The sequence below is a fragment of the Lentibacillus populi genome (genome assembly GCA_014642895.1).
In the GTDB taxonomy this organism is placed as follows: Bacteria; Bacillota; Bacilli; order Bacillales; family Amphibacillaceae; genus Lentibacillus_C; species Lentibacillus_C populi.
In genome coordinates this window covers 42,729-54,969 of the sequence record BMJD01000002.1, presented here as the reverse complement: position 1 = coordinate 54,969, position 12,241 = coordinate 42,729, and the positions used below count along the sequence as shown (strand labels likewise).

Below are 12,241 nucleotides of genomic sequence, written 5' to 3'. Positions count from 1 at the left end.
AAACGATCTAAAACAGTCATGTGTAAAAAGGGAAAGGTATTCCCTCTCCCTTTACATAATATCCAAATAAATTCGTTTGTTTGTATCCTTTTGCGCTGCATATACAACGGTACGGATTGCTTTTGCAATACGTCCGTTTTTACCGATTACCTTCCCGACGTCCTCCTGATTTACGGTTAGATGGTAAACAATCTTCGTTTCTTCTTCTGTCTCCGTTACAGCAACATCGTCGGGATGATCGACAAGTGGGGTTACAATTGATTCGATTAGGGCTTTCATGATATCACACTACCTTACTATTGGTTTTTTTGGTCGTGGAATTTCTTCATGATGCCTTGTTTTGAAAAAAGGTTACGCACTGTATCACTAGGTTTTGCACCGTTTGTCATCCAGCTAAGCGCTTTTTCCTCATCAATCTTAACTTCAACCGGGTTAGCTACCGGATTATATGTTCCGATCTGTTCGATTTGACGTCCGTCACGAGGAGAACGCGAATCAGCTACCACAATGCGGTAAAAAGGATTTCGTTTTGATCCCATACGTTTCAAGCGAATTTTAACAGCCATGTTTTGCACCTCCAATTAAATGTTTATCACAAGTTTAGATTCTATCAGAAACTGGTTTGTCTGTAAAGTGTTTTTCCATTACAACACAAATATACGCTAAAGGCCGGGGTTATTTCGTCAGCGGAAAGAGCCACGTCCAGCTCTCTCGCCCAGCGGCTAACCGGGCGCTTCCGCTTTTGTGCTTACATAAAAGGAAACTTCATTCCCTTGCCTTTTTTCCCTTTTTGCATGTTGGTCATCTGCTTCATCATTTTCTTCATTTCACTAAATTGTTTAAGCAGACGGTTGACCTGTGATACCGTTGTGCCAGAACCCTTGGCAATCCGTTTTTTACGACTTGCATTCATAATTTCAGGTTCCTGCCGCTCCTTTTTCGTCATGGATTGAATGATTGCTTCAACCTTCGTCAGCTGGCTTTCATCAATCTGGGCATTTTTCAGCCCTTTCATTTTTCCTGCGCCGGGCATCATGGACAAAAGGTCTTCTAGTGGCCCCATTTTCTTTACTTGTCCCATTTGTTCCAAAAAGTCATCAAAGGTAAAGGACATGGAACGCATTTTTTCTTCTAATGCTTTTGCCTGCTTTTCATCGACAGTTGTTTGTGCTTTTTCGATTAAGGTTAAGACGTCACCCATACCAAGAATTCGAGACGCCATTCGTTCTGGATGGAAGGCTTCTAGTTGATCGAGCTTTTCGCCCATTCCGGCAAACTTAATCGGCTTATCGGTTACAGCCTTAATCGACAAAGCAGCACCACCGCGGGTATCGCCATCGAGCTTTGTCAGTACTACACCGGAAATATCCAGTTGTTCATTAAAGCTTTCCGCAACATTTACCGCATCTTGTCCGGTCATCGCATCCACAACAAGGAAAATCTCATCTGGCCGGACTGTTGTTTTTATTTGCTGCAATTCATTCATCAGTTCATGGTCTACGTGCAAACGTCCGGCTGTATCAATGATGACATAATCGTTATGTTCTTCTTTTGCCTGTTCAATCGCTTTCCCGGCAATGTCAACCGGATTTGCATCTGTCCCCATTGAAAATACCGGCATGTTTAATTGAGTTCCTAACGTTTCCAGCTGTTTGATTGCCGCCGGCCGATAAACGTCACAAGCCACTAAAAGCGGATTGCGATTATGTTTCTTTCGCAGTAAATTAGCAAGCTTTCCAGTCGTTGTTGTTTTACCAGCACCTTGCAGACCAACCATCATAATAACAGTTGGGGATTTATCAGCAACCGCGATCTTGCTTTGTTCACCGCCCATCAAATCGGTCAATTCTTCTTTTACGACTTTAATGACCTGCTGGCCGGGTGTCAGGCTTTCCATCACTTCCTGACCTACCGCACGTTCCTTAATCCGCTTGATTAAATCCTTTACTACCTTAAAGTTTACATCGGCCTCAAGTAATGCGAGACGAACTTCACGTGTCATTTCTTTAACGTCTTGTTCACTCACCTTACCCTTACCTGTTATTTTTTTAATTGTACTTTGTAAACGGTCGGAAAGTCCTTCAAACGCCATAGAAGGTGTCCCCCTAATCTAATTCTTTTAATTGTTCGATCATCGTTAAAATTGCGTTGCTTGTTTTAGTAGCTTCTGCTGCTTGCTCCAATTTTTCCAGGAGAGCAGCACGTTTCTGGAATTTCTCGTATAAATGCAGTTTTTTTTCATAGGTTTCAAGCATCATTTCAGTACGTTTAATATTATCATAAACAGCCTGTCTCGATACTTGCGATAATTCCGATATCTCACCGAGCGAATAATCCTCCAGATAGTACATTTCCATATAGCTCCGCTGCTTAGGGGTTAATAGTGCTTGATAAAAATCAAATAAATAATTGACTCGTGTCGTCTTTTCCAGCAATCCGAACACCCCTTGTTAAGTGGAATCCCTTTACAAATTTATACTACCATTATTCGCTGTCCTCTTCAAGCAGATCAGCAAATAAACCATAGACAAACGCATTGGCATCAAATACTTGCAGATCATTCACCTGTTCGCCGAGCCCGACAAATTTCACTGGAATATGAAGTTCATTGCGGATTGCCAGCACAATGCCGCCTTTGGCCGTACCATCTAGCTTCGTTAACACAATTCCGGAAACGTTTGTTGCTTCGGAAAACGTTTTAGCCTGACTCATGGCATTTTGACCTGTAGTTGCATCTAACACAAGTAATACTTCGTGTGGTGCACCAGGAATTTCCTTTTCGATAACCCGCTTCACCTTGGCAAGCTCATTCATTAGATTGACTTTATTTTGCAGCCTGCCAGCTGTGTCACAGATCAATACATCCGCACCCCGGGACTTTGCCGCCTTTATTCCATCAAAAATCACGGCTGCCGGATCACTGCCAGCGTTTTGTTTAATGACATCAACGCCAGCACGTTCACCCCATACCTCCAGCTGTTCAATAGCACCGGCCCGGAATGTGTCACCCGCTGCTAAAATTACTTTGTTACCCTCCTGTTTTAACTGATGGGCGAGTTTTCCAATTGATGTAGTTTTACCAACACCATTTACACCGACAACCAATATAACGGTTAATTCATTTTCCTGGAGATTCAATACCTCGATTTCCTCATCGTCGTCACCGTAATAGATTTCGACCAGTTTTTCGGAAATAACTTCTTTTACTTCCTTCGTATCTTTAATATTTCGGCGTTTCACTTCCATTTTCAGTTCGTCAATCAAATCCATTACTGCTGTCACACCAACATCAGCTGAAATTAAAACCTCCTCCAGCTCTTCAAAAAAATCCTCATCGACTTTGCGGTAGCGAGCAATCAAATCATTGATTTTTCCCGAAAAAGAATTACGTGTTTTCTTCATCCCTTCTTTATATTTCGCTGACACTTCCTCGGAATCTTTTTGTTGAAATTTATTTTTCAGTTTATCCATGAAACCCATATTATCCACTTCCTTTTTTACTGGAATAGCGTATATAAACTAAGGAGCCATATTCATTATCAGGATAGGCCGCGTTGCGCCAAGCGGCTAACCGGGGCGCTTCCGTTTTTCCTTCTTATGACGTCATTAATTCCTGTGTGTCCTCCAGGCGAACAGAGACCAACCGTGAAACACCAGATTCCTGCATGGTCACCCCATACAATACATCTGCCTCTTCCATTGTACCTTTACGGTGGGTAATCACAATAAATTGTGTTTCTTTACTGTACATTTTTACATATTTGGCAAAGCGGACTACATTTGCCTCATCTAGTGCCGCTTCGACTTCATCAAGCACACAAAATGGCACCGGTCGTACGCGTAAAATGGCGAATAATAACGCAATCGCCGTTAACGCGCGTTCTCCACCGGATAGCAACCCTAGGTGCTGCAGTTTTTTACCTGGTGGTTCAGCAATAATATCAACACCAGTATCCAGCAGATTTTTCGGATCGGTTAATTTTAGTTCAGCACGTCCACCGCCAAATAGTTCCTTAAAGACAATTGTAAATTCTTCTTTTATTTGTGAAAAGGTTGATGAGAAGCGATTTTCCATCTCTTCATCCATCTCGGCAATAACGTTATGCAATGTTTGTTTCGCTTCTACCAGGTCAGTTTGCTGTTCCGATAAAAAAGCATAACGCTCAGAGACACGCTCATATTCTTCAATTGCACCTAGATTAACGGTACCCAGCCGCTCGATCGATTGTTTCAGCGCTTCGACATTTCGCTTCACAGCTTCTGTATCTGGGGCTTTCTCATACGTCTGTTTCGCTCGCTCGTAAGTCAGCGTATAATCGGTTTGCAGTTTTGTAAGCCTATTTTCCAGATCAACATCCAGCCGGTTTGCTTTTACCTCTTTAGTTTGAATTACCTCTACCAATGCCTGATGCTGTTTATTTTCTTCCTTCAGTTCCCGTTCTTGATCTTGAACAAGTTGTGTCCGCTTTGAACGGTCGGCACGCATTTCCTGAATCTTATTCGTAATTTGTTCCTTTTCGCCCTGTTTAACCTGAATATGTTCGTCAATTTCTTCTTCTGTTACATCATTTTCCTTGAGATCAATTAATTCCGTCAATTTCATTGTTAAAAGTTTATGTTGCTCTTCTAGTTCTGTCAATTGCTGCTGTCGTTCAGCAGTTTTTTCGCGCTGACTTTTCAGGCGTTCCTCTTGCTCCGCAAGCATTACCTGATATGCGTGATAATCCTGCTGCAACTGTTCCTGATTTTCCTTAAACAGTAAATCCCGTTCGGTTAAGTCAGCAATTTTCTGCTGAACTGCTGTCAATTGGTCGTTAAGTTCATTCAGCTCATTAGACAATTGTATCGCCCGTTGCTTAAGCTGCTCTAAATCCGCATCAAATTGCTGCTTATCCTGGTCATACATGGTTAAATTTTCATTTAATGATGCTTGCTTTAGTTCGATTTCTTTTAATTTTGACTGCATTTGCTGAAATGCATTCTGTTCCTCTACTAAATTCTCTTGCTGGGATTCCAGTTCTACTTCCTTTTGTTCGATTGTGTGCTTCTCTTCGTTTACACCTTGTTCAAACGAAATGGCCCGCTCCTGAAAATCAGCAAGTTTCGCGGTTATCTCCTGCAAGTCCTTATCCCGGGTAAACAACGACTGATTCGTTTTCTTTTTCGCCCCGCCTGACATGGAACCGCCAGGATTAACGACATCCCCATCCAGTGTTACCACCCTAACCTTCCGGGCAGCCATTTTGGCAATGTCATTTGCATCCTTTAATGTTTTGGCAACAATTGTCTGCCCCATTAAATGATTGATTGCTTTTTGGTACTTTTCGTTACAGGTAACTAAATCAGCAGCAATTCCTACGTATCCTTGATGACTTTCCGCTTTAGCCAAAATATCCCTTGTGACATATCTTGGCTGAATGGAAGCCAGCGGCAAAAAGGTGGCACGACCGCTATTTGTCTGTTTTAGCCAGGCAATCGCCTTCCTTGCTGCAGCATCATCCGCTACGACAATATGCTGCGCCTGACCGCCCAGAGCTGTCTCAATAGCGGTTATGTATTGTTTTGGTACATCAACCAGTTCAATTACTGCCCCATCAATTCTCTCAAGCTTTTGTTCCTCCCGTGCTTTTAAGACGGCTTTCACACCATAAAAAAAGCCTTGAAAATCCTCTTTCATTTCTTCGAGCATTTCCTTTTTTGATTTCAGTTTTTCGATATATTGATAACCTTGATAAAGCTTGGTTTGGGATTCTTGAAAATCGGTGCGATGCTGCTCCAGTTCCGTTTTCAACTGTTTAATGGACGCTTCTTTTTCCTGATAACGTTGCTGCTGCTTGGCAAGGGATTGATTTATTTGCGTCTGTTGTTCATCCAAATTTTCCCTGGCTGCTAAAAGATCACTAAACTTTTCTGCCTGTCGATCTTTTTTTACAGTGATTTGCTCAAGCTGCTGCTCGATCGAATGCTTTTCATTCCGTTTAGCTGCCTGGTCGTTCAAATACTCAATATAGTCCGCTTTTAATTCTTCAATTTGCTCGCTAATATTTTCTTTATCCATTGTCAGTTTTTTTTCCAGCTGTTCGGCCTTTTGTTTCGTTTCCCGACGCTGTTCCGTCAGCTCATGCAGTTGCTTTTTTTCCGTGGCTAACTCCTGTTCTAACTGTTCTATACGTGCCGTTGCTTCCTGTTGCTGTGATTCTAATTCAGCCTTGTTTTCGGAAAAATGCTTGGTCCGTTCATTTAACACTTGCTTTTTCCCTGCAAATTGTTCCAGTTCCTGGGTAATCGATAACAGGGATGATTGAAACAATTCAATTCGTTCATCGAGATCCTGAATAAATTGCCTTTCTTCTTCCACCTTTGCTTCCTTCTGCTGGATTGTCGTTTTCAGTTCAATTTCCCACATTTTTTCCGTTTCAATTTCAGCCAGCAATGTTTTCCATTCCCCATGGAGCTGTTCAATTTCCGCAATTAACAGCGAAATTTCCTGTTCTTTTAATTGTTCCTTCTGTTTCAGATATTCCTGCGCAGTTTCAGCTTGCTGCTGTAGTGGATCAATCTGTGATTCAATTTCATGAATAATATCTTCTACCCGATTTAAATTTTCCTGTGTTTCCGCTAATTTATATTCCGCTTTCTTTTTCCGCTGCTTATATTTTAAAACTCCTGCTGCCTCTTCAAAGATAGTCCGGCGTTCTTCCGCTTTCGAGCTTAAAATTTCTTCCACTTTCCCCTGACTAATAATCGAAAAAGCTTCTCGTCCAAGCCCAGAATCCATAAATAAATCAACAATATCTTTTAAACGGCAGGATTGTTTATTAATATAAAATTCACTGTCTCCTGAACGATAAACACGGCGCATTACACTAACCTCTTCATAATCAAGCGGCAATGTTTGATCCGTGTTATCCAATACTAATGTAACCTCTGCGACATTTAACGGTTTTCTTGTGTCACTCCCCTGAAAAATGATATCTTCCATTTTAGAGCCGCGTAATGATTTGGCCGATTGTTCCCCAAGAACCCAGCGCAGTGCATCGGTAATATTACTTTTGCCGCTTCCATTCGGTCCAACCACTGCCGTAACACCAGGAACAAAGTCAACATTAATCCGCTCCGCAAATGATTTAAAGCCAACACTTTCCAACCGTTTTAAATACATAACCATTCTCCTATCTTGCGGAAGCCGGAAGTAAGAGTCAGATTAACAGCGATCAGCAATATCGCTATTTTTTATATCTTAACCTCTTTAAACTTCGACTTCTCACCGTGCACCAAACAAAATTGTCTTTGGCTTTTTACCGCATTTATTTTATCATAAAGGGAGGAACAAAAGAAGAGCAAGACTGCTTTCCTACATATTTGGCATTATTTTTTACTATATTTTATGAAATGGGGGTGTTCATGTGGGTTTGGAAAATCCAACTGCAGAAAATTTAAAAGTAATCCTGGACGAATTGGCTGAAATGCTTGGTGTGGTGAACCGTTCCATAATGGATCCCGAAGATTATGATTTGGATAAATTCGAGGACTTGAAATTCATGTATGATATGGTTAAACAAAAAGGGCGGTTAAGTGCATCGGAAACGCAGGCTTTTATTGATGAATTGCGGGCTGTTCGGAAAGGGTGAACAAATGAGAATGTAATGTAAAAGAAGACTGGAATTTGTTTCTATTAGACTCATAAATAATTAGCAGTGCATCACTTGCATGAATAAGTGATGCTTTTTTATGTCTTTCATAAGATTATTCCTAATGACTACCTCCGCTAATTATATTCTAATATGGATAAAATTTGTCAAAACGGATAAACCTAAGTTTATCCTATATGAGGAGGATAATTATCATGAAACCAGAAATTAAATCAAACAGCACATATGAAAATTTAACATCAACGGAAATGGGTAAATTGTGGGTAGTTTATCAAGGAAATACCATGGCCAAGTGTGTTCTTCGTTATTATCTTCAACATGTTGAGGATAAGGATATCGAAAAGGTGATAGAAAACGCACTGAACCTGAGTGAGACGCTGCTTGAAAAGGTTGCAGCAATATTTACTCGAGCAAACTTCCCTGTACCAATTGGTCTAACAGAAGACGACGTGAATTTGGATGCTCCCAGGCTTTTTTCCGACGAATTTTATCTGCATTATTTAAAATATACGAGTAAATCCGGTATGAGCATTTATGCGATTGCTATACCTATTATGATAAGAAACGATATTAGAGAATTCTTTATTAATGCCTTTGATTCCACCGCAGACCTTATAAAAGAGGTTAATGATGTACTATTAAAGAAAGGCTTTTTACCAATTCCTCCATCAATCCCTGTTCCAGACCAGATTGATTTTATCAAAAAACAAGATTATTTAAATGGCTTTTTTGGAAATGTTCGTTCACTTCATGCTCTGGAAATCGCCCATCTTTACGATAACATTGAAAATAATATAGCTAGCAAGGCACTATTAATCGGATTTAGTCAAGTTGCCAAAGATGAACAAGTTAAGAAATTCCTTTTAAGAGGTAAGGAGCTTTCCAACAGACATATAGAAACCTCTGCGCAGCAGCTGCACAAGAATAATTTGCCATCTCCGACATTACTCGATGACCTTGTAAGTACTACTACTGTCGCGCCTTTTTCAGATAAATTAATGATTACGCATAAAATAGACATGTTTTCCATGAAAATCAGATCCTATGCTAATGCAGCATCACTCAACGGAAGACGTGATATTGGCGGAATGTATGCGAAGTTTTTAAAGGATGTCGCACTATATGTTGAGGATGGTGCTAATATTGCGATTGACAATGGCTGGATGGAACAACCACCAAAGGCAGCTGATCGAAATGATTTGGCGAAAAAGCGAGACTAAAAAGGGACAGGTTCCATGTCCCAATTTTTTTGAACTATCATAAGGACCATAATAGTAAGTGCTATCCTATCGCGATGGCTACTTGCTTCCAATATATATTTTATCCTGCCCTCTTCATCCTATTTCCATGATCCGTATGAGCAGAAGAACCAGCCAATTAAGCAAACTATGGCATCCAAATGTTGGTGACCTAGGATAAGGAAAGGGACAAGATTACGCTGTTTAAGCGTTATAAGTACGTTTCATATCATTTTTAACTAGTAGTAACACACTAACACGTAAGTCCCTTTCAAATCTGTATTTATTCGTCTAACGGATTAATAATAGCCAATACCTGATGATCCTCCCATCTCCCATTGATCTTCACATTCTTTTTCGCAATTCCTTCTTTGTGAAAACCCGATTTCTCCAGTACCCGGATAGACCCAATGTTATGTGGCATCACTCCAGCCTCAATTCGATGCAGCTTAAGCGTAGCAAACGCATAGTTCACAAGTAATTGCACAGCTTCTGTGGTATAACCTTTACCATTATGTGCTTGATCTAAAAAGTAGCCGATAAATGCAGCTTGTACTGAGCCGCGCGTCACTTGGAAAAGATTGATTGTTCCAACTAACCGATTATCATCATTTTTAAAAATCCCAAAATTATAATCACTATCTTGATCTCTATTCTCCTTATACGCTTGTATTCGTTTGACTTGTGCTTCAATTGTGTAAAAATCACTGTCCCGTTCCGTTGAAAATTTCTCGAAAAATGTTCTGTTGTCTAGTTGTAATTGAAGTAATGATTCCGCATCCTCTGTGACCAATTCTTTTAGATAAATATGATTTCCTTTGATAATAATCCCTCCGGTAAATTCTTACATACTTATAAATTCGTTAAACTACTTTCAATTCCTTTAAAAACACTATTTTTTATCTGAGAATTGTATCCGGTTAAAGACATCCTCAATTAAAAAAAGCGCATCCTTTACTCCACAATCACGCCCGATCGTATTAGAAGATTGATCTGCAAAATTGGTGTTAGATTTATGAAAGATGGATATTAATGGACTCAGACGATTATTGAAAATAAGGAAGAATCTAGAAAGCGTCTCCCGATCATTCGAGAGACGTTTCTTTTTTTATTCACAATTTTATTGTACGTATTACATAATAGTCTAAATAGATGATGACAAAGGCTACCACGCTCGTCAGAATTGGAACAATAATACTAGCATCTATTAGATCTGAGATAAAATTGATAGTAAAATTTAAGATAATACTACTGTGCAATTTAGAAGCAGCTAATAAAAGTCCCTTTGCTACCTCATAAATCTTTTAGCTTAGAACCTGTCCCTTAGCTTCTTTATCTGCTTTTTCTCATACAGTTTCATTTTTTTGCTGCCTCTAAAAAGCCGCATAAAAAGGCTTTTCGCTCCACTTCTAAAAGGTTTCTGTTACCCGTTTATAGATTTTATTGCCATTTCTTTATCAATTGATTCGCATCCGACTTCAGGGCGTTATAAGCTTTCTGGGATATCAAATCCGCTTTTTTCTGATGATTAAGCAGAAGTATAAATCCTTTCATGTGCTTGACAACCTTTTCCGCTGATCCTTGTTCTTCAAATTGGCTAACGGCGGACAGGTGAACCTTTAAGGCACGGGCGGCACCGTGGTTGGTAAATTCTCCTTCTGCTTCAAACCGTTCAACAAGCGTCTTCATATCAGCTGCACTGGTTAATTGCTGTGGATTGAATTTTACCCACTCCGCTATATCCCGAATAACATATTCAGGAATGTTCTCCGGGATAAAATATTCTTCCGGGGCGCTCATTCCCTCTTCACCTTCCGTAAAAAAGTGGTTGAGCTTTGGATAAAGCCGATATTCTACATTGTTGCGATGGGAGAGTTCTTTTTTCCAAATGGGAATTTCCATGTCTGCTTGTACCTGGTAATCCTCTTCACCCTGAATAATCAGCAGCGGTTTGGTTTGTTCCCTTGCCATCTCAGCAGCTTTAATATCATTTATCGAATCCCAAAACATGGGCTGACCCAGTTGAAAATCCTCGGGAGGATTTTCCCCGGTGAAATCAGGATCATTTAACAGTTCATATTGCCCTTTCATAAACTCATATAGTTCAAGCGGCATCTGACCAAGGGAATGTAGATAATCCAGTTGATCGAGAACCACATCCTGGATCGTTCTTGCAGGCCCTGCCATGACGATCGCTCCTTCGATGTTATTTCTTTTGTCTTTATTGATGATTTGCGGAACCATCATCCCTCCTTGGCTATGACCTAGAATGAAAATTTGATCATCGTCTATTTTTTGCTGCTTTTCGAGCAAATGAGTCGCAAGCATGGCATCATCGGTTGTTTCTTTATCCACAGTGTGATTGGGGTCTGCTGTTGTTTTCAATGTATGTTCGAAAGTGCGTTTATTATAACGTAAAACGGCAATCCCTTTTGAGGCAAGACCGTGTGCCAAATCACGAAATGGCTTTAATGCATATGCCCGTTCGTCACGATCGGATGCACCTGAACCCTGAACGAGAACCACTACCGGAAAGGGCCCCTCTCCTTTAGGAATAGATAGTGTCCCAGGCAGGGCAAATGTTCCTTTTCCAACCACCACTTCCTTTTCTGTGAAGGCATCCGGATCACTATATGCAGGATCCTCTGCAACCTCACCTATTTGTACAGTCGCAAGTAAATCATCTACGTTTCCTGACGGGTCAAGCCTGATGATCATTGGAACCGTGGCTTGTTCAAACTTTAGGCCAAGCTCAACATTTGTATGTACCTCATTGGATCCCTTCACCTTGGCCGAACTAAAACCAATGAATGAACCCGAATTGATTTGCTGCAAATAAGTATTCCAGTAGATTTCCAGCCACTGTTCCGTAATCCTTTTCTGTAAATCACTGGAAGTTAATTTCAAGGCATGATAATAGTCGCCCGATTGCATGTTCCGAATAAATTGAATCGCATTCTGTATGAAGTGATTTTTATATTCACTGGTATCAATGACCTGATCATTCCCAGACGAGTTTATACTGTTCTTACCTATATTGTTTAGTAGATTGGGACCGACCAAATCAGCACCTACCAGCTTGGTTGCTGAATGACTTGGCTGAGAAACCGCTTCACTTCCTAATGCAGTCGTTGGCATACTAAGGGTAAGTAGTACCAACCCTAATATCAGAAACCCGTTTCCTATTAAATTTTTCAACAAAAGCCCTCCTTATTGATCTTTCAATCTATGACTCTGTATAAATCTACGTCCTCGCAAACAGAAAGTTTCAAATATCTCTACTTTTGCCTCAATAAAATAAGTGTTTCATATTTATTTCCGCTTCCCTTATTTCCAAGTTGCTGCGTCCCA

General features: G+C 40.4%; 10 protein-coding genes. 2 read left to right on the top strand and 8 right to left on the bottom strand.

Going from position 1 to position 12,241, the window contains the following annotated elements; all coding sequences use genetic code 11:
* Positions 1 to 51: 51 nt before the first annotated feature.
* The 6 genes from IEX12_RS02115 to smc all read right to left on the bottom strand — a co-directional run bounded on the left by IEX12_RS02115 (position 52) and on the right by smc (position 7,162).
* Entirely contained in the window at positions 52 to 279 is a 228-nt protein-coding gene (locus tag IEX12_RS02115; protein WP_088050165.1) for a KH domain-containing protein, read from the bottom strand.
* Positions 280 to 296: 17 nt separating this feature from the next.
* Positions 297 to 566 (bottom strand): 30S ribosomal protein S16, encoded by a 270-nt coding sequence (rpsP, locus tag IEX12_RS02110; RefSeq protein ID WP_088050164.1) that lies wholly within the window; start codon positions 564 to 566, stop codon positions 297 to 299.
* Between the two features lie 182 nt (positions 567 to 748).
* Positions 749 to 2,092 carry a signal recognition particle protein gene (gene ffh, locus IEX12_RS02105; RefSeq protein ID WP_102415283.1) on the bottom strand — a complete coding sequence of 448 codons (1,344 nt, stop codon included), beginning with the start codon at positions 2,090 to 2,092 and terminating at the stop codon, positions 749 to 751.
* Between the two features lie 13 nt (positions 2,093 to 2,105).
* Positions 2,106 to 2,435, bottom strand: coding sequence for a putative DNA-binding protein (locus IEX12_RS02100; RefSeq protein ID WP_102415284.1), 330 nt, complete (start codon positions 2,433 to 2,435; stop codon positions 2,106 to 2,108).
* A gap of 49 nt (positions 2,436 to 2,484) precedes the next feature.
* On the bottom strand, positions 2,485 to 3,480 hold the full coding sequence (gene ftsY, locus IEX12_RS02095) for a signal recognition particle-docking protein FtsY (RefSeq protein ID WP_088050161.1): 996 nt from the start codon (positions 3,478 to 3,480) through the stop codon (positions 2,485 to 2,487).
* A 115-nt stretch (positions 3,481 to 3,595) separates the two neighbouring features.
* A complete protein-coding gene (gene smc / locus IEX12_RS02090) occupies positions 3,596 to 7,162 on the bottom strand; it encodes a chromosome segregation protein SMC (RefSeq protein ID WP_188724604.1) in 3,567 nt (1,188 codons plus the stop codon).
* 244 nt (positions 7,163 to 7,406) lie between these two features.
* On the opposite strand from smc, the gene IEX12_RS02085 reads away from it, so the two are divergent.
* Together IEX12_RS02085 and IEX12_RS02080 are read left to right on the top strand one after the other, a co-directional pair.
* Positions 7,407 to 7,631 (top strand): DUF1128 domain-containing protein, encoded by a 225-nt coding sequence (locus IEX12_RS02085; RefSeq protein WP_088050159.1) that lies wholly within the window; start codon positions 7,407 to 7,409, stop codon positions 7,629 to 7,631.
* A gap of 215 nt (positions 7,632 to 7,846) precedes the next feature.
* The gene (locus IEX12_RS02080; RefSeq protein WP_235000392.1) at positions 7,847 to 8,872 is read left to right on the top strand and encodes a DUF3231 family protein; all 1,026 of its coding nucleotides are present in this window, start codon (positions 7,847 to 7,849) and stop codon (positions 8,870 to 8,872) included.
* A 301-nt stretch (positions 8,873 to 9,173) separates the two neighbouring features.
* On the opposite strand, the gene IEX12_RS02075 is transcribed toward IEX12_RS02080, so the two are convergent.
* Together IEX12_RS02075 and IEX12_RS02070 are read right to left on the bottom strand one after the other, a co-directional pair.
* Positions 9,174 to 9,716: a GNAT family N-acetyltransferase gene (locus IEX12_RS02075; protein WP_088050157.1), complete on the bottom strand. Its 543-nt coding sequence runs from the start codon at positions 9,714 to 9,716 to the stop codon at positions 9,174 to 9,176.
* Between the two features lie 614 nt (positions 9,717 to 10,330).
* On the bottom strand, positions 10,331 to 12,028 hold the full coding sequence (locus IEX12_RS02070) for an alpha/beta hydrolase (protein ID WP_102416326.1): 1,698 nt from the start codon (positions 12,026 to 12,028) through the stop codon (positions 10,331 to 10,333).
* Between the last annotated feature and the right edge of the window lie 213 nt (positions 12,029 to 12,241).

Excerpts from the sequence above, each read along its gene's own strand:
- IEX12_RS02115 (WP_088050165.1), bottom strand. The coding sequence starts at position 279 with ATGAAAGCCCTAATCGAATCAATTGTAACCCCACTTGTCGATCATCCC.
- rpsP (WP_088050164.1), bottom strand. The coding sequence starts at position 566 with ATGGCTGTTAAAATTCGCTTGAAACGTATGGGATCAAAACGAAATCCT.
- ffh (WP_102415283.1), bottom strand. The coding sequence starts at position 2,092 with ATGGCGTTTGAAGGACTTTCCGACCGTTTACAAAGTACAATTAAAAAA.
- ftsY (WP_088050161.1), bottom strand. The coding sequence starts at position 3,480 with ATGGGTTTCATGGATAAACTGAAAAATAAATTTCAACAAAAAGATTCC.
- smc (WP_188724604.1), bottom strand. The coding sequence starts at position 7,162 with ATGTATTTAAAACGGTTGGAAAGTGTTGGCTTTAAATCATTTGCGGAG.
- IEX12_RS02080 (WP_235000392.1), top strand. The coding sequence starts at position 7,847 with ATGAAACCAGAAATTAAATCAAACAGCACATATGAAAATTTAACATCA.
- IEX12_RS02070 (WP_102416326.1), bottom strand. The coding sequence starts at position 12,028 with ATGCCAACGACTGCATTAGGAAGTGAAGCGGTTTCTCAGCCAAGTCAT.